This window comes from Flavobacterium collinsii, from assembly GCF_902804485.1.
Taxonomy (GTDB): Bacteria; Bacteroidota; Bacteroidia; order Flavobacteriales; family Flavobacteriaceae; genus Flavobacterium; species Flavobacterium collinsii.
Window position 1 is genome coordinate 39,507 of sequence record NZ_CADCST010000054.1, and the last position, 18,519, is coordinate 58,025.

At 37.2% G+C, this 18,519-nt stretch carries 14 protein-coding genes and 1 pseudogene; 4 read left to right on the top strand and 11 right to left on the bottom strand.

The annotated features are described in order from the left end of the window. Positions 1-358: 358 nt before the first annotated feature. From FLA105534_RS02365 to FLA105534_RS02390, 6 genes are all read right to left on the bottom strand, one after another. Positions 359-1,015: a CoA transferase subunit B gene (locus FLA105534_RS02365; protein ID WP_173964447.1), complete on the bottom strand. Its 657-nt coding sequence runs from the start codon at positions 1,013-1,015 to the stop codon at positions 359-361. A 103-nt stretch (positions 1,016-1,118) separates the two neighbouring features. After that, entirely contained in the window at positions 1,119-2,009 is an 891-nt protein-coding gene (gene bla / locus FLA105534_RS02370) for a class A beta-lactamase, subclass A2 (RefSeq protein WP_173964448.1), read from the bottom strand. Between the two features lie 109 nt (positions 2,010-2,118). Next, entirely contained in the window at positions 2,119-2,817 is a 699-nt protein-coding gene (locus FLA105534_RS02375; RefSeq protein ID WP_173964449.1) for a CoA transferase subunit A, read from the bottom strand. A 266-nt stretch (positions 2,818-3,083) separates the two neighbouring features. Further along, positions 3,084-5,390, bottom strand: a complete 2,307-nt coding sequence (locus FLA105534_RS02380; protein WP_173964450.1) for a penicillin-binding protein 1A — start codon at positions 5,388-5,390, stop codon at positions 3,084-3,086. Between the two features lie 10 nt (positions 5,391-5,400). Further along, complete coding sequence (locus FLA105534_RS02385; protein ID WP_173964451.1) at positions 5,401-5,880, bottom strand: gliding motility lipoprotein GldH; 480 nt, start codon at positions 5,878-5,880, stop codon at positions 5,401-5,403. Beyond that, positions 5,864-7,198 carry a PSP1 domain-containing protein gene (locus FLA105534_RS02390; RefSeq protein WP_173964452.1) on the bottom strand — a complete coding sequence of 445 codons (1,335 nt, stop codon included), beginning with the start codon at positions 7,196-7,198 and terminating at the stop codon, positions 5,864-5,866. Before FLA105534_RS02390 ends, FLA105534_RS02385 begins: the two co-directional genes overlap by 17 nt. Before the next feature lie 359 nt (positions 7,199-7,557). On the opposite strand from FLA105534_RS02390, the gene FLA105534_RS02395 reads away from it, so the two are divergent. After that, positions 7,558-8,025 (top strand): hypothetical protein, encoded by a 468-nt coding sequence (locus FLA105534_RS02395; RefSeq protein ID WP_173964453.1) that lies wholly within the window; start codon positions 7,558-7,560, stop codon positions 8,023-8,025. A 103-nt stretch (positions 8,026-8,128) separates the two neighbouring features. Here FLA105534_RS02395 and FLA105534_RS02400 read toward each other — a convergent pair whose 3' ends face one another. The 4 genes and pseudogenes from FLA105534_RS02400 to trhO form a co-directional block, all read right to left on the bottom strand. Further along, complete coding sequence (locus tag FLA105534_RS02400) at positions 8,129-8,359, bottom strand: ferredoxin (RefSeq protein ID WP_173964454.1); 231 nt, start codon at positions 8,357-8,359, stop codon at positions 8,129-8,131. Beyond that, the gene (locus FLA105534_RS02405) at positions 8,359-9,600 is read right to left on the bottom strand and encodes a peptidase U32 family protein (RefSeq protein ID WP_173964455.1); all 1,242 of its coding nucleotides are present in this window, start codon (positions 9,598-9,600) and stop codon (positions 8,359-8,361) included. Before FLA105534_RS02405 ends, FLA105534_RS02400 begins: the two co-directional genes overlap by 1 nt. A 479-nt stretch (positions 9,601-10,079) precedes the next feature. Further along, positions 10,080-10,515: pseudogene (gene tnpA / locus FLA105534_RS02410) on the bottom strand (IS200/IS605 family transposase). A gap of 24 nt (positions 10,516-10,539) precedes the next feature. Continuing rightward, positions 10,540-11,898, bottom strand: a complete 1,359-nt coding sequence (gene trhO, locus FLA105534_RS02415) for an oxygen-dependent tRNA uridine(34) hydroxylase TrhO (RefSeq protein WP_173964456.1) — start codon at positions 11,896-11,898, stop codon at positions 10,540-10,542. 315 nt (positions 11,899-12,213) lie between these two features. Between trhO and FLA105534_RS02420 the strand changes: the two genes are divergently transcribed. Genes FLA105534_RS02420 through FLA105534_RS02430 form a run of 3 tightly spaced genes read left to right on the top strand, consistent with a single transcriptional unit; the run spans position 12,214 to position 17,913 of the window. Continuing rightward, on the top strand, positions 12,214-13,359 hold the full coding sequence (locus tag FLA105534_RS02420; RefSeq protein ID WP_173964457.1) for an efflux RND transporter periplasmic adaptor subunit: 1,146 nt from the start codon (positions 12,214-12,216) through the stop codon (positions 13,357-13,359). A 17-nt stretch (positions 13,360-13,376) separates the two neighbouring features. Next, entirely contained in the window at positions 13,377-16,553 is a 3,177-nt protein-coding gene (locus FLA105534_RS02425; protein WP_173964458.1) for an efflux RND transporter permease subunit, read from the top strand. Then, positions 16,543-17,913 (top strand): efflux transporter outer membrane subunit, encoded by a 1,371-nt coding sequence (locus FLA105534_RS02430; protein ID WP_246253158.1) that lies wholly within the window; start codon positions 16,543-16,545, stop codon positions 17,911-17,913. Before FLA105534_RS02425 ends, FLA105534_RS02430 begins: the two co-directional genes overlap by 11 nt. A gap of 171 nt (positions 17,914-18,084) precedes the next feature. Here the strand turns inward: FLA105534_RS02430 and FLA105534_RS02435 are convergent, their stop codons facing one another. Continuing rightward, positions 18,085-18,495: a BrxA/BrxB family bacilliredoxin gene (locus tag FLA105534_RS02435; RefSeq protein WP_173964459.1), complete on the bottom strand. Its 411-nt coding sequence runs from the start codon at positions 18,493-18,495 to the stop codon at positions 18,085-18,087. Positions 18,496-18,519 lie beyond the last annotated feature (24 nt).

Below are 18,519 nucleotides of genomic sequence, written 5' to 3' on the forward strand. Positions count from 1 at the left end.
TGGTATTTAGTTTGGTTAAATGATTACAAATAAAATATTAAACGTAAGTAAATACTTTATTTTAAGATAAAAGTATTTTATTTAAGTTAAATAATCGATGAAATTTGCCTTTAATCGATCAAATGCAACACTTTTTACCTTAAATTCACTTTTATTTAACAAACTGTGATTATTTCACAAAAAATAGCCGTAAAAAATAATTATTCTATTGATTTGTAATACATTACATAACAAAAGTCAGAAAATACAAGGCTTTGCGCAAAAAACAAACCTCCTGCTCCATTCTTAAATTATTCCTACAAAAAAGGCTAGCCCTTTTAAAAGCTAGCCTTCATGCGATTTTATCTTAATTACAGAATTATCTTATATCCATCTCCGGAATTTCTCCTTCAATGATCAGATCAGCTTCCGTTGATGCAATGATATGTTCGACAGAAACACCTGGCGCTCTTTCTAAGAGCTTAAAACCATTTTTGGTTACTTCCAGAACTGCAAGCTCGGTTACTACTTTTTTAACGCAGCCTACGCCTGTTAAAGGCAAAGTACATTTTTTTAGAATCTTCGACTCCCCCGCTTTGTTTACATGCATCATGGCAACGATGATGTTTTCGGCAGAAGCAACCAGATCCATTGCACCACCCATTCCTTTCACCATTTTTCCGGGAATTTTCCAATTTGCGATATCTCCATTTTCAGAAACCTCCATCGCGCCCAAAATAGTCAAATCTACTTTTTGGCTTCGGATCATTCCAAAACTAAAAGCCGAATCAAAGAAACTGGCTCCTGGAAGTGTTGTAATGGTTTGTTTTCCGGCATTGATGATATCAGCGTCTTCTTCTCCGGCAAAGGGAAATGGCCCCATTCCAAGGACACCGTTTTCACTTTGAAATTCCACTGCAATATCTTCTCTCACATAATTTGCAACAAGAGTTGGAATCCCAATTCCAAGGTTCACAAAATACCTGTCTTTTACTTCTTTTGCAATACGTCTTGCAATATCTTCTTTTGTTAACATATTTTTGAATGTGTCAATTACTAAATTAGTTAATGTGAAAATTAGATAATGTTATTCTTTACGCAATCCAATAATTATCTAATTGTCTCATTATCTCAATTATCTATTTTTTATTTATAAAATAATCCCAGGTTACTTTTGCAATGTCTGCAATAACTTTTTCTGTATTTTCCTGAGATTCTGTAATGTTCGTTAAATAAACCGATAGAACAAAATGCTTCCCATTCGGAAGTTTAACAATCCCTACATCGTTCATTGCAACCCGTAAATTAGCATCGTTGGTCCCGGACATTCCGGTTCTGTGTGCCAACTCCGCATTTTCAGGCAATCCTGCTTTCATCCATGTAAGCCCTCTCGAAGTTTCGACCATGATCTGATACAAATACTTTGTTGTGGCTTCCTTTAGAATTTCACCTTTAAAGAATTTTTCAAGTAATACCGTTGTTCCCCATGGGGTTGTAGTATTCAGATAAAGATTCTCCCAAGTTTTCATTTGCTCCTCATTAACTTTAACAACAAAATCTTTAATCCCCTGCTTGTTTATGAATTTTTGTACTGTCTTTGTTCCACCCAATAAATCAATCAGAATGTCACATCCGTTATTATCGCTATGCGAAACCGTATACCGCAACAATTTATCCAGCGTTAAACTCCTGTTTCCATCGGGAAAATCTTCCCTCATCGGACTCCAGCTATCCGGGTGTAAATCTTCTTTTTTAATGAAAATTTCCTGCGTTAATGACAGCTTCCCTTCATCCACTTTGTTTAAAACAGCCAAAGCAATATGAAATTTAAACACACTCATCATAGGAACCTTTAGGTTTCCATTAATACTCAAAGTGTCTTTATCTTCAATACTTTTGATAGCAATTCCCACTGTAGCATGCTTATCTGCAACAATCTGGCGTAATTTCTCGCGCAACTCAGTTGTCGTCTGTGCAAAAGCCTGAAACGACAAGAAAGAGAACAGAAGGATACAAAAAGCTTTGGTCATTTTTTTGAATGTGTCAATTTGGAAATGTGTCAATTTGGAAATCAGATAATTAGACAATATCAAACTTTGCGTAGTCGAAAGTAATTATCTCATTTTCTAATTATCTCAATTATCTACTTCTAACAGTGCGTTGCTCGATTCTCTTTTCAAATTTTTCTCCCTGAAAGATGCGCTGTACCATAATTCCCGGAATGTGGATCTGGTTTGGATCTAATGTTCCAACCGGAACTAATTCTTCGACTTCGGCAATGGTTATTTTACCCGCTCCTGCCATACATGCATTAAAATTTCTCGCTGTTCCTTTAAAAATCAGATTTCCGGCTTCGTCACCTTTCCAGGCTTTTACAATGGCAAACTCTGCTTTAAAAGCCTGCTCCATGATGTGCATTTTTCCATTAAATTCACGAACTTCTTTACCTTCGGCAACTTCAGTTCCGTAACCTGCCGGTGTAAAGAAAGCTGGGATTCCGGCTTGTGCGGCACGACAGCGCTCGGCTAAAGTTCCCTGTGGCGTCAATTCAACTTCCAATTCTCCTGAAAGCATCTGACGCTCAAACTCAGCGTTTTCTCCCACATAAGAAGAGATCATCTTTTTAACTTGCTTTTTTTGCAAAAGTAATCCCAAACCAAAATCATCAACTCCCGCATTATTAGAAATACAGGTTAAATCTGAAATTGAGGTATTTACCAGGGCTGCAATTGTATTCTCAGGAATTCCGCATAAACCGAAACCGCCAAACATAATGGTCATTCCGCTTTCAATTCCTTTGATAGCATCGTGAACGTTATTTACTTTTTTTGTAATCATAACAAACTGTCTTTATTACTGTATATTTTTGATAAAAATAAGATTTTTAGATTAAATTATAACGATTTCGTAAAAAATAAAATGATTGATTTTACCAACTAAAAACAACCTTCTGTTTCACACAAAAATCTAAGACTATATTATTAATCTCTCTCACCACCGGATGTCTTTGACGTCAATTACATTCTATGAACAGAAAAATCCTTTTGTATTCTTCCTGGTTTAGAAGAACACAAAAGGATTTATTATTTTAAAAAGAACCAAAGTTACAATTCGAATTCGTCTGTATTTTGTTCTGTTTGTGTAGTGTCTTTTACTACTGCAGGTCGACTATAGCAATCTACTTTTATAGAAAGATTGGCCGGACGTTCAAATTCTGATTTGGAAATCTGAAGCCCTTCGTCTGCATAACAAAGTTTCATAAAGTAACCCCATATTGGCAGTGCTGCTGTTGCCCCCTGTCCGTAAGTCAAACTTTTGAAACGTGCCGAACGATCTTCACAACCTACCCAAACTCCGGTTACAAGGTTCGGAACCATTCCCATAAACCAACCATCAGACTGATTTTGAGTTGTTCCTGTTTTACCTGCAATTGGATTTTTGAACATGTATGGATATCCTGTCCAACGGTTATCACCACTTCCACCTCCCTGTGTACGCAAACGTGCACCTGAACCGGTTTCAGTAACTCCCTCCAATAATTTGATTACTGCAAAGGCAATATCTTTATTTAAAACGTCATGTGATTCCGGAATTGGCTCATAGATCACCTCTCCGCTTTTGTTTTCAATACGGCTTAAAAATTGTGGTTTTACATATACTCCCTGATTAGCGAATGTACTATACGCAGCAACCATATCTTCTACTGTAATATCTACAGCACCAAGTGCGATAGATGGCTGAGCAGGGATTTCAGTTTTAACCCCTAACTTATGTGTTAGTTCTACTACAGCTTCAGGGCCTGTTCTGTCAATCAATTTAGCAGATACTGTATTGATCGAATTGGCCAGACCTTGTTTCAAGGTTACCATTCCGCGGTATCTGTTATCAGAGTTTCTCGGTTCCCAGTCAGCGGTAACATTATGACGCCCTTTGTGAATCATAAAAGGTCCGTCAAGAATAGAATCACATGGAGACATATTCAATTGCTCAATAGCCGTTGCATAAACAAAAGGTTTAAAGGTAGATCCTACCTGTCTCGCTCCCTGTCCAACGTGATCGTACTGGAAATATTTATAATTAATTCCACCCACCCATGCTTTAATGTTTCCGGTTTGAGGCTCCATCGCCATTAAACCAGATTGCAGGAAGTGTTTGAAGTAACGAATAGAATCAAGTGGTGTCATCACGGTATCACGTTCTCCTTTCCAGGTAAACACACGCATTTTTGTTTTTACTTTAAATGAAGCAATAATGTCCTCTTCGCTTTTATCCATCTCTTTCATGAGCGCCCAGCGTGTTGAATTTTTCATCGCCTGCATCATGATTCGATCTGTTTCTGCTTGTGTAATGTTTACAAACGGCGCATTTTTATTGGTTTTCATTTCAATAAAAAATTGCTGTTGCAGATTTTTCATGTGTTCAGAAACAGCTTCCTCAGCATGTAGCTGCATTCTTGAATCGATGGTGGTATAAATTTTCAAACCGTCTTTGTAGATATCATAATCCGAACCGTCCGGTTTTTTATTCTCTGCAACCCATTTTTTCATGTAATCACGAAGGTATTCTCTGAAATAAGTAGCAGTTCCTTCACGGTGACTTTCCAATTTAAATTTTAAAGCAATTGGAAGAGCTTGTAATCTCAATTTCTCCGCAGTTGTAATCATTTTTGCTTTTTCCATTTGAGAAAGCACTACGTTACGACGATTTTTCACACCTTCCGGATTACGAACCGGATTGTATAATCCTGAGTTTTTGAACATTCCGACTAAAATAGCAGATTCGTCCATCGTTAAATCTTTTGGATCTTTTGAGAAATAGGTTTGCGCTGCCGAACTTACTCCAACAGAGTAATTTCCGAAGTCATACACATTACAATACATTGCCAAAATTTCATTTTTGGTATATTGTCGTTCCAGACGAATGGCGATAATCCACTCTTTTATTTTTTGTACAATTCTAAACGGAAGAAATTTAGACCCCTCTCCATGAAATAACTGCTTGGCCAGCTGCTGTGTTAATGTACTCGCTCCACCATTAGTTCCTAAACTAAAAACGGCTCTTAAAGTTCCACGTCCGTCAATTCCTGAATGCTCATAAAAACGAGCATCTTCGGTGGCAACCAAAGCTTCTACAAGACTTTTTGGCAAATCTGAGTATTTAAGCTGAGATCTATTGGTTTTGAAATATTTACCAATAACCACTCCGTCAGACGAAATGATTTCGGTAGCTAAATTGGAATCCGGATTTTCCAGATCTTCAAAAGAAGGCATTGAACCAAATAAGCCCCATGAGGCAAATAAAAAGAAGGCAAGAACTCCTAATAAACTATAGGCAAAAATTCTCCAGAACTTCTTTTTGTAGTAATTAATATCTTTAACGCTATTGGATTGATTGTTTTTCTTAGCAGCCATAACTATTTTTCTAATCTTTTTGTTCTATTCTAAAACCAACGTCTGTAATACCTTCTAAAGCCTGAACACCAGGGATTTTACCTGATTCTCTCACGGCCTGTTTGATATGTACTTTGTATTTTCCTTTAAACTTTACGTCTTCTTTGTAAAACAGTTTACTTTCTTTAATATCAGTAAAACCATTTCCTAACAAGGTACCGTCCGGATTTGCCATTTGGTACTCTAAAGTATCTACTTTGGTGAAACCGCTTGGTGTTTCAATAGCCACAATCAGAAACAAATTATTGAACGGATAGTTGTTATTGTCTCTCAAATTTACAAACAAATTGTATTTTTTGGTAGAATCTAAAACCGGCAAATCGAATGTTACAATGCTGTCTTTGTGCCACGCACTTCCAACAGATTTGTATTCATCAAATACTCTTTTTTTATCGCAGGAAAAAAGTAGTATTGCTGCCAAAAGAAGAATCCCGCTACTTTTTATTCTCATTTTTAGTAATAATTATAGGTTTTCTTGGCTCAGCTGGTTTCTTATCATTCGAATTATTGGGTTTGTTCGATTGATTTTGCTTGTTTTGTGGTTTATTCGATTTATTCGGATTACCACCAGCCGGCTTGTTTGTGTTGTTATTTGCTTGATGCGGCTTGTTTGGAGCAGCCACAACTGCATTTTCAGTATTTGGTTTGCGTTTACGACTTGGCTTTTTCTTTCTTTTTGGCTGATCGAAACGGGTTAGACTCTCCTGCCCCATTGCGTTATTAAAGTCTTTTTCAGGTTCTGAAGTCACTTCAATAGCAAAATCTTCCAATGAAGACACTTTGTTTTTTTGTTTGTTCTCGGCAATAATTTCTTTTACCTGATCGATTTTTAAAACATGCCAGTTTGCGAAATTATTGGTGTAAGCAAACCACATTAACCCTTTAAAAATATCTTGTTTCTGGCAAATAGCATCTCCTTTTTCAGTCACTAATTTAGTGTCGTAATCCGGGAAATCTTTCAGCGCATCCATATACGTATCTAACTCATAATTCAAACAACACTTTAATTTCCCGCATTGTCCTGCCAGCTTCTGAGGATTCAGTGAAAGCTGTTGGTAACGTGCCGCTGATGTATTTACACTTCTAAAATCAGTTAGCCAGGTTGAACAACAAAGTTCACGTCCGCAAGAACCAATTCCACCCAAACGAGCAGCTTCCTGACGGAAACCTACTTGTTTCATCTCGACTCTGGTGCTAAATTCTTTAGCAAAATCTTTAATCAGAAGTCTAAAATCGACCCTGTCATTAGCCGTGTAATAAAATGTAGCTTTTGATCCGTCTCCCTGAAACTCAATATCCGAAATTTTCATTTCCAGCTTATGCTGAATCGCCAATTCACGGGCACGAACTTTCATTGGTTCTTCACGGTCACGCGCTACAGACCAGATATCAATATCTTTTTGAGAAGCTTTTCTGTAAATTTTAGGAACTTCATTACTCTCAGGATTTACTCCTTTTTTCTTCATTTGAATTTTTACCAATTCGCCTGTCAAAGTCACAATTCCAATATCATGTCCCGGTGAAGCAACAGTTGCTACTATGTCACCAATACTTAAAGTTAATTTTTCTGAATTTCTAAAAAATTCTTTACGCCCGTTTTTAAAACGAACCTCAACACAATCAAAAATCGCCTCTCCATTGGACGGACTCATGTTTGCGAGCCAGTCAAAAACCGTCAATTTATTGCAGCTATCGGTGCCGCAAGTCCCATTATTTTTACAACCTTTTGGTGCACCACCATCTGAGGTTGAACAACTTGTACATGCCATAATTATATATGTAGTGTCGCAAAAACGCGACTTAAGTTCATAAACGTTTGATCGGTAAAGATAGTATTTTTTTTTAGTTTGCTTTTTAACGATTAAAACTAAAGGGATGTTAAATGAACAAATGTCTCGTTTTTAATAAAAAAGACTTTTTTTAACCCTATAAATTCACCCTATCTAATTCTCTTTCTATTTTTTCAAAAGACATTTCCTTACAATTCTATTCCATAACAACCAAATCGTTCTTTTTCCTACAAAAAAATATTAATACCTTCGTCAAAAATTTATTCGGTAAAAAAGATTAAAAGACAAAAAAACTTCAAAAGTAAAATCATTTAACTTTCAAACTAAAAAAATGTCTAATGATTCAGCTGCTAACAAACATAGAGGTAAAAAAGAATACAGCTCTCATCTATAAATTCCTTCTTACCCTTGACAAGGAAAAGTATTCCCAATGGCATCCAGCGCATAAGGACTTTGAAGTAATTAAAAGAACAGAACAAGAACTGGGAAGTATTCTTTATTTCAAAGAAATTGTTGAAGGAACAACAGTAAAGTATAAATGGCGTATAACAGAAGTAACCGAAAATAAGCTGGTAAAAATGAAAGCCCTCTACTTCTACCCTGTCTATCTTACAATAGCTTTAGAAAACATCTCTGAAAACAAAACTATCGTTCATCACTATTTAGATATTGGTTATCGCGTTAAATTTTTAAGCTTAATTCCTGATTGGGTTGTTGGTCATACTTTATTTTCAACTAAAAAAAGAAAATCACAACAGCAACATGCTATTGAAGAATATACAAATCTGGAAAACTTGTTAGATTGATATCTCTTATGTGTTAAGTGAGAAACACATTTAATCCTAATTTAAAAACCCTATTTTGTGTATTACACAAAATAGGGTTTTACTATAATAAAAAAATAATGGCCTAAGTCTCCTTAACCGTTATAATTTTCACCGGACAAACCTTAGCCGCCAATTCACAACTTTCTGCAATCGTATGATTTGGAGATTTTAAAGTAAAAAATCCTTTTGCATTTACGGAATGAATCAAAACTGATTTTCCGTCTTTCTTTGACATCTGAAAATGGATAGGATCCATCTCAACACAATAATTACAGCCAATGCACTTATCTCTTTGTAAAGTAACAATCACCATTATGCCTCAACGATTTTATATAGTTTATCAGACATTCTGATTCTGAATGGCAATTTAAAAGTACAATCATCCCCTTTTGTTGCTTTTTCGGCTTCAAGATCATTTACAAACATTTCGTCAATAATCATTTCCTGCGCACCCGTACTTGGTCCCGTTACCAGAATTTTATCTCCTATTTTAATATCGTAAGCCTCAATTTTGAATTGCCCTACATTGGCTTTCGGAAAATAGTGTGTCCCTTTTCCAACATAAACCTTCTTTTGTGTTGCTGCAGATCCCGGAATATCGCTCCATTCTCCCAATTCCTGACCCAGATAATACCCTGACCAAAATCCGCGATTGTAAACGGTTTCTAATGTCTGCATCCAAACTGCTATTTTTTCTTTTGAAAAAGTACCATCATAATACGCATCAATAGCTTCGCGATACGTTTTAATCACAGTTGCCACATACTCTGGCGCACGGCCCCGGCCTTCAATTTTTAAAACCTGAATTCCCGAATCGATAACCTGATCTAAGAAATCAATCGTACATAAATCTTTAGGCGACATCATGTATTCGTTATCCAATTCGATTTCAAAACCAGTTTCCTGATCGATAACAGTATATTTTTTTCTGCAGTTTTGTTTGCAGGCCCCACGATTAGCAGACGAGTTATGCGAATGCAAACTCAGATAACATTTACCGGAAACCGCCATGCACAAAGCACCATGGCCGAAAATTTCGATTTCGACCAAATTTCCGTTTGGACCTTTTATCTGCTCCTTCTCAATCTGAGCCGTAATATTCTTTACCTGGCGTAGGCTCAATTCACGGCTTAAAACCATTGTATCTGCGAATAAACTATAAAACTTTATGGTTTCGATGTTGGTTATATTCAACTGTGTCGAAATATGAATTTCCATTCCAATTGATCGGGCCATTGCAATTACAGCCTGATCAGAAGCAATCACCGCAGTAATATTGGCCTCTTTTGCCTTATTCAGTAATGTTTTAACAACTGATAAATCATGATCGTAAATAATTGTATTTAATGTAAGGTAACTTCGAACGTTTTTAGATTCACATCGGTTCGCAATTTCTCTTAAATCTTCAATCGTAAAATTCACCGTTGAACGTGCACGCATATTAAGCTGTTCAACACCAAAATAGACAGAATCACAACCATTATCTAAAGCAGCCTGAAGCGAATCAAAATCTCCGGCAGGAGACATGAGTTCGATTTTATTTGTAATAGTCATTTTTGATTTTATTATTCCAATGATATGTTTTCCGAATCTACTCGTCTAACAATTGGCAAAAATAATGTGGGTATAGATTAGATTTCTATGATTTTTATCATAGTCTATATTTTAAAAATTATTTATAAACCGTTGCGCAATCTTTATCAAAAATAGTCCACGGTTTCAACCGTGGGAAACGTTTTTGATTCAATCTTGTAAAACATATATGCGCTATGGATACTCGCTGCGTTCCTGCGGTTGAAACCGCAGGCTATGTTTTTCTATATGGATGTTTTTCAAATATAACCCGTGGTTTCAACCACGGGAAACGTAGCGATGAACATCTTCAACAACAGCGAAAGACTAAAACTTGTAAAACAGACGATCGTTGTGGATACTCGTTGTGTTCCTCCGGTTGAAACCGCAGGCTATGTTTTCTTTCAATGATTTTTAAATATAGCCCGTGGTTGAAACCACGGGGAACGTATTGATAAGAATCATTGATCCCCCAATCCATGCAATTTTACAAAATCATCGAATTCATCTTGTCCGTTTTTCTTAAGATGATGTTGCTTTTGATTTTTAATATAATTATAAACTGCATCTAACTGGGATTCGCTAACAGAGAAAGCCGCAAAGCCAGTTTGCCACGCAAATTTTTCAAGGATAAATTCTCCTCTATTCATAAAATGAGAAGAACTTCCTTTAATTTGCTTTACAATATCTGAAACAGTTTTTTGTGGATTTTGTAAAAATAAGACATGCACATGATCTGGCATTCCATTGATGATTCTAACTGGACACCCGAGTTCAATCAGCTCTTGCCAAATGAAATCATACAATGTTTTCTGAATAGAAAAATCAAATTAGTTCCTGTCGATTCTTGGTTGCCCAAATTGCATGAACCCATAATTTGGTAAAAGATTGTGACATAATGTAAATTAGCTTAAAATTTCGCTAATTTACAATTTTATACAATTTATCTGACAAACGAATACGGAAAGGTACCTCAAAAGTAACCTTATCACCAATTTTAGCCGTTGAAGTTTCGGCTCCGTCAACGATCAGTTTTTCTAAAACCATTTCCTGATTACCAGTCGTTGGCCCCGAAATTAAAATTTTATCACCGGCATTTAGCTCTTGGTTTTCAATCGTAAACTGTGCCACTTGTGCTTTTACATAATAATGCTCTGCTTTTCCAAGAAGTACTTTTTTTACTTTTACTTTCTGACGAATATCAACAGGTTTTTCTGCTGCAGCCAAAGCCGTATTGGGTAAATCACCTGAATGTTTGAATTTCAAATTTTCCGATTTTCCTTTTCTGAAAACTTTGTTTCCAACTTGTTTTCCGGTTCTCAATCGAACCTGATCTACCAAAGGCATGTGGATAATTTCTAAACATTCTGTAGAACAACAGTTTTCCATTGCCGTTTTACATTCATCACACTGAATAAATAATAAATGACAGCCATCATTCTCGCAATTGGTGTGATTGTCACAAGGCTTTCCGCATTGGTGACATTGCGAAATGATATCTTCTGTAATTCTTTCACCTAAACGATTATCAAATACAAAGTTTTTTCCGATGAATTTGCTTTCCAGGCCTTCTTCCTCAATTTGTTTGGCGTAATTGATGATACCACCTTCTAATTGAAAAACATTTTTGAAACCCTGATGTTTGAAATATGCACTTGCTTTCTCACATCGGATTCCTCCGGTACAATACATGACAAGGTTTTTATCTTCTTTATGATTTTGAAGCTGTTCATTGATGATAGGTAAACTCTCTCTAAAAGTTTCAACATCAGGAGTAATAGCATTTTTAAAGTGCCCTACTTCACTTTCGTAGTGATTTCTAAAATCGACTACAATCGTATTTGGATCCTCTAAAATCTCGTTGAACTCTTTGGCTTTTAAATGAACCCCTATATCGGTTACATCAAAAGTTTCGTCGTTTAGACCATCAGCGACAATTTTATGACGAACTTTAATCGTTAATTTTAAAAAGGAATGATCGTCATGTTCTACAGCTTCATTCAATCGTATGCCTTTCATAAAGTCGTAGACATTCAAAGTTTCTCTAAAAGCCTCCAAATTTTCGGCAGGAATACTCATTTGAGCATTAATACCTTCGTTAGCAACATAGATTCGGCCTAAAGCATCAAGCTTGTTCCAGGCAATAAATAAATCGTCGCGAAATTTTTTGGGATCTTCAATTTTGGCATACGCATAGAAAGACAACGTTAGTCGTTGTTTACCGGCATCATCGATTAAGATAGCTCTTTCTTCTGCGCTCAAAGTGTTATACAGTTGCATGCTATAAACAGTTTTAAGTTAAGAATTATGTGTGATTTTTAAAATCTGCTGCAAAAATAAGATTTATTTTCAGATTAAAAATGCTATTAACATTTCATCTCATTTTTCCTGGTGAAAAAAAAGTCCCAAATTTATAGAAGATTGCAATTTATAATTTATCCTAAAACAGCTTTAAAAGGATATTACAATAAATACATCCGTAATAAAAATGAAAGGCTCTTTTTCTACATTTTTGCTAAAAAAATGTTAACTTAGCTTTGGACTTAATTGGTTTCTAGTTAGTTGAATATTAATACATCTTAATATAAATTAAAAATGAACAAAATTTACCCTTCAGCAATCCTACTCCTTTTCTTTCTTTCAGCCTGTAAAAAAGAAACTCCTCCAGCGCCCAAACCACTTGAAATTTCAGTTCTTACTGTTTTAAATCAGGATGTAAACGTAGAATCTGAATATACGGGACAAACTTACGGTCAGTCCGATATTCAAATAAATCCGCGTGTTGATGGCATTATTATAAGTTTAAATTTTAAAGAAGGGGGCTTTGTTACCAAAGGACAACTGCTGTATACCATAGATCCACTACCCTATAAAGCAAAAAGAGACCAAGCCGAAGGAACACTGGCAGAATCACAGGCACGTTTGGCAAAGACCAAAGCAGACTTAGATATGATCGCCCCCCTAGCCAAGATAAATGCCGTTAGTCAGAGAGAATTAATTTCGGCTAAATCAGCATACAATGCTTCTCAGGCTCAAATTAAAGCATCACAGGCCTCCTTAGAAAATTCGAAAATTGAACTGGGTTATTGCCGAATTGAAGCACCCATTTCAGGTTTAATCGGAATATCAAAAGTAAGAGTTGGTGATTATGTGAGACCTGGCGCGGCGTCTGTTCTGAATACAATCTCTGATTTGGGTGATGTAAGAGTTCGATTTACAATGAGTGAACAGGAATTTCTACGTCTATTCAGAGAATTCAACAAACCCAATTCTCCTTTAAAAGGTTCTGGCGCAACAGTTTCGCTAAAGTTATCTGACGGTTCTGTTTATCCCGAAACCGGTAAAGTCAGCTTTGCCGACAGACAGATTGATCCTTCTACCGGAGCTATAACATTTGAAGCTGCATTCGCAAATCCGGACAAATTGTTACGCCCGGGACAATATGTAAAAATTGCACTACTTACTGACGTTCGTAAAGATGCGATCGTTATTCCGCAACGTGCTGTTATTGAAGTACAGGGTATTTTTCAGGTTTATGTATTAGGAAAAGACAATAAGGTTAATATGCAAATTGTAAAACCCGGTCCAGCTGTAAAAGATGGTTACGTTATTGAAGATGGCTTAAAACCCGGAGACAAAATAGCCATGGGAGGTACTTCATTATTAAAAAATGGAAGTGTTATTACGCCAAAAGTAATTCAATGGCAATTGGGTCAGACTGAAACTGCAGCAACTAAATAACTTTTACACCTTGTATTATGGGAGAATTTTTCGTTCGAAGACCAATCGTTGCTATTGTAATCAGTATTATTATTGTGATACTTGGATTATTGGCATTACAAAAAACGCCTATTTCACAATACCCGGACATCAACCCGCCTGTTGTTAAAATCAATACCAGTTTTACAGGTGCCAATGCGCTAAATGTCGAACAGGCCGTTGCTACGCCCATTGAACAAAAAGTAAATGGTGTAGAAAATATGCTGTACATGAAATCTACCAATACCTCTGACGGTGCTTGTACTATTGAAGTAACTTTTGATGTGGGAACCAATTTGGATAATGCTAACATGCTTACTCAAAACAGGCAAAATCAATCCTCCCCATTTATGCCCCAAAGTGTAAAACAGCAAGGTGTAGTAGTAAAAAAGTCCTTATCATTTCCGATGATGCTATTTACAGTCACGTCAAACAATCCAAAATATGATGCTAAGTTTTTAAACAATTATGCCAGTATCAATATCGTAGATCAATTGGCCCGTATAAAGGGTGTTGGTGAGGTTTCTCTTTTTGGAGGAAGTGACTATTCGATGCGTATTTGGTTAAAGGCCGATGTCATGAGCAAACTGGGTGTTACTGTTGATGATGTAAAAAATGCTTTAAACGCCCAAAACATGATTAGTCCCGGAGGGAAGTTTGGAGCTGAACCCGCACCACCGAGTACCGAATTTACTTATGGTGTTACACTTCAGGATCGTTTAGTAACCGAAAAGCAATTTGGAGAAATCGTTGTGCGAAGTAAAAAAGATGGCGCACAGGTTTTACTAAATGACATTTCCAGAATTGAGTTAGGAACCGAAAATTACAGTTCGTCTGCACGTCGCAACAGTTCTCCAAGTGCCGTAATGGCTGTTTACCAAATGCCCGGTAGTAATGCGCTTGAAGTGGCAAAACTAGCCAAAAATGCTATGAAAGAGCTGTCTCAAAAATTCCCAAAAGACATTGAATATCAGGAATCACTGGATACAACCCTTGCTATTACTGCCGGAGTTGAAGATATTGTCCATACGCTCTTTGAAGCGGTTATTCTGGTTATTCTGGTTGTGTTTATTTTTCTACAAAACTGGCGCGCCACATTAATCCCTTTAATAACCGTTCCGGTTTCATTAATTGGAACAATTGCCGTTTTCCCGTTATTAGGATTTTCAATAAACACACTTTCGCTCTTAGGATTAGTGTTAGCTATTGGTATCGTAGTCGATGATGCCATAGTTGTGGTAGAAGCTGTAATTCATCATATCGAGAAAGGCAAAAGCCCCCGGGAAGCCACGATTCAGGCGATGCGCGAAGTATCCGGTCCTGTAATTGCCATTGCCCTAATCTTGATTGCCGTTTTTGTACCTGTTGCAATGACTCCGGGAATTACAGGTCGTTTTTATCAGCAGTTCGCCATAACTATTGCGGTATCAGTTGCATTCTCTGCCTTTAGTGCGTTATCTTTAAGTCCGGCCTTATGCGCCATGTTGCTAAAACCGACAAAACCAATCGAAGAGCAAACCGGGTGGTTAGCCAAATTTTTCGCGGGATTTAATCGGATTTTCGAAAAGGTTACCGGAAAATACATTAAAGGAGCCACTTTCTTTGCCAAAAAATCAATGCGAATTGTTGTATTACTAGCCGTTATTCTTGCTGCTGTTGTATTATTAGGCAAAAAAATTCCATTAGGATTTATACCTGAAGAAGATCAGGGCTATGTATTAGTCAATATGTCTTTACCGCCTGCCTCTTCCTTACAGCGTACAGATGAAGTATCCCGAAAAGTAGACCGCTTTTTAAAAGAAGAAAAATCCATATTGTCCTATACGACCATAAATGGTTTTAGTATGCTTACCAATTCGTACCAGTCTAATAGTGCATTTGTCTTTATCTCCTTAAAACCTTGGGAAGACAGAGATGAAACCTCTAAACAATTTGTAGACCGTTTAAACAAAAAATTTGCAACTGAAATTACTACAGCTTCTGTATTTGGATTTGGCCCTCCTGCAATTCAAGGTCTGGGTGCCTCTGCAGGTTTTAGTTTAATGTTACAGGACAGAGGCGGAAATACACCACAATATTTGGCAGAGCAAACTCAGGCTTTTATAGCTGCAGCTCAGAAGCGTCCTGAAATAAAACGAATTTACACCACCTTTAATGCGGGGTCTCCACAAATAAAACTCGATATCGATAACGACAAAGCCATGAAACTGGGCGTACCCGTCTCGAAAGTTACAGAGGCATTAGGTGCTTTTCTAGGAGGAAGTTATGTGAATGACTTTAACCGTTTTGGACGTCAATATAAAGTTTTCATACAAGGTGAAGCCGTTAACAGAGTAAAACCCGAAGACTTAAATCTAATTTATATAAAAAACAATGATGGCGACATGCTTCCAATATCCACCTTGGTAACCGCAACAAAAGTTATGGGTCCGGATTTTACCAATCGTTTAAACCTTTTCAGGTCGGCCGAAATTGGGGGAAGCCCCAGCGATGGTTACAGTAGTGCTCAGGCTCTGGAAGCTTTAGAAGAAGTCGCAAAACAAACGCTGCCTGCGGATATGGGTTACGATTACATCAACCTTTCCTATCAGGAAAAACATTCACCAGGTGGAAGTTCCGTGTTTATAATGGCATTGGTGTTTGTGTTTTTAATTCTGGCCGCACAGTACGAAAGTTGGAAATTACCCTTTAGTGTTTTATTGGGTGCGCCGTTCGCTGTTTTTGGAGCCTTTTTGGGACTGCTTCTCGCCAGAATAGGAAGCGATGCTTATGTTAACAACGTTTTTGCCCAAATTGGGTTAGTATTGTTAATTGGATTGGTCGCCAAGAATGCGATTCTTATTGTGGAGTTTGCCAAAGAAGAATATGAAAAAGGAAAACCGCTATATGAATCGGCTATGGTTGCGGCGAAACTTCGTTTCCGACCAATTTTAATGACCGCTTTTGCCTTTATTCTTGGCGTTGTTCCATTACTAACAGCTACAGGTGCCGGTTCTCAGGCTCGTATTGTAATGGGAATGGCTGTGTTTAGCGGTATGTTAATCGCCACCGTTCTGGGTGTATTAATTGTACCCGGCTTATTTGTCATGATTGAAAACATCGGAAAGAAAAAAGAAGATACGGTCGCAGCAGCAGAAAATAATAAGGACTCAAATACTACAGGCCATGATGATTAAGAAATATAAAATAATCGTAGTTATACTTGCACTTTCGCTATTACCTATGGGCTGTATGGTGGGACCGAAGTATACAAAACCTGAACAGCAAAAATCTGATTCTTATCAAAACGAACGAAATTTAGACAGCCTCGCTTCGGTCACTAATTTAAAATGGTTTGACATATTTAATGATGATGTTTTAAAAGGTCTGATTACAAAAGGGCTTCAAAACAATTATGATTTAAAAATTGCGGTCACCAGAATTGATCAGCTTCGAGCAGAATTAGGATACTCTAAAACAAACTTATTGCCTTCCTTTCAATACGGAGCAACCATAAACAGTAATGAGAAAAACCTGACGCCATCGAATGTTGGCGCAAGCATGTCCTGGGAAATTGATTTTTGGGGAAGGTACCGTCATGAAAACAATGCCGTACAAAATGAACTCCTTGCGACCGAAGAAGCACGCAAGGTGGTACTTTCAAATATTGTGAGTAATATTGCTACCGCTTATTTTCAGATGCGCAATTTTGATGATCAATTAGAAATCGCACAGCAAACCCTTTCTACCAGAGAAAAGTACTATGAAATCATCAATCAAAGATTTAAAAGCGGCTATATCTCTGAGGTCGACAAAGTACAAATAGAACAGCAGGTTGCTATTGCCGAAGCTACTATTCCAAACATTAAGAGACAAATAACTGTTCAGGAAAATATCATTTCTCTACTTACCGGCCAGCTTCCTTCACAAATTCCCAGAGGAAAATCTAATACCGAACTGCGAATCGTAAGCGAGATACCGTTGTCGATCCCGTCTTCTTTGCTGGAAAACAGACCAGATGTAAAAGCGGCAGAGTTAAAATACAAAGCTTCAAACGAAAGAATCGGAACAGCTCAAGCCATGCGTTTTCCTTCTCTTAATCTCGCAGCAATTGCAGGATTTGCCAGTGCTGATTTAGGCAACCTATTTTTAGGCAGTTCTTATTCGCAAAATGCCTCTGCAGGCATTGCGGGTCCTATATTTGCTTTTGGGAAAAATAAACGAAGAGTGGAAATATACAGACAACAGGCTGAAGAACTCAAATTTGCCTATCAAAAGACCTATATCTCGGCCGTTACAGAAGTCGAACAATCCATTCAAAACATCAAAACGTATAAAGACGAATGGGAAGCACGCAACAGACAGGTTAAAGCAGCTTTAATAAATTACAAGCTCTCCTACGAAAGATATGACAGCGGTTATGTTTCTTATCTGGAAGTTTTAGATGTCGAAAGTAACTTATTTCAGGCTCAGTTAAGTCTTGCCCAGTTATCTGAAAGACAATTGAGCTCAATGGTACAATTGTACAAAGCCCTTGGCGGGGGATGGAATCTTTAAAGGTTCTGAGTTGCTGAGGTTCTAAGGAACTAAGGTTATAAAACTGTAAAACAACAGAAAGCACTATTTTCATAGTGCTTTTTTATATAACCTTTGTGCCTTTGTACCTCTGTCACTTTGTGCCTAAAACCTTAGAACCTCAGCAACTCAGAACCTTAGTCCCTTTAGGAATTAACAAAACTCCTCAAAGGCATCTTTCAAGTTCTCCGCGATCAATTCAGCTGGACGGCCTTCGATGTGGTGACGCTCTAACATGTGAACCAATTCTCCGTTTTTGAACAAAGCCATAGATGGCGATGATGGAGGGAAAGGAAACATATGTTGTCTAGCAGCATCAACTGCTTCTTTATCAACACCAGCGAAAACTGTGATTAAGTGATCTGGTTTTTTAGCGCCTTCTAAACTCATTTTTGCTCCCGGACGTGCATTTCTTGCAGCACAACCACAAACAGAGTTTACAACAACTAAAGTGGTACCTTCAGCTTTGATAGCATTATCTACAGCGTCAGCACTATGTAAATCTTGAAAACCAGCAGCAGTTAATTCAGCTTGCATTGGTTTTACCATTTCTTCTGGATACATATTTTTTATTTTTAAGTTTTACTT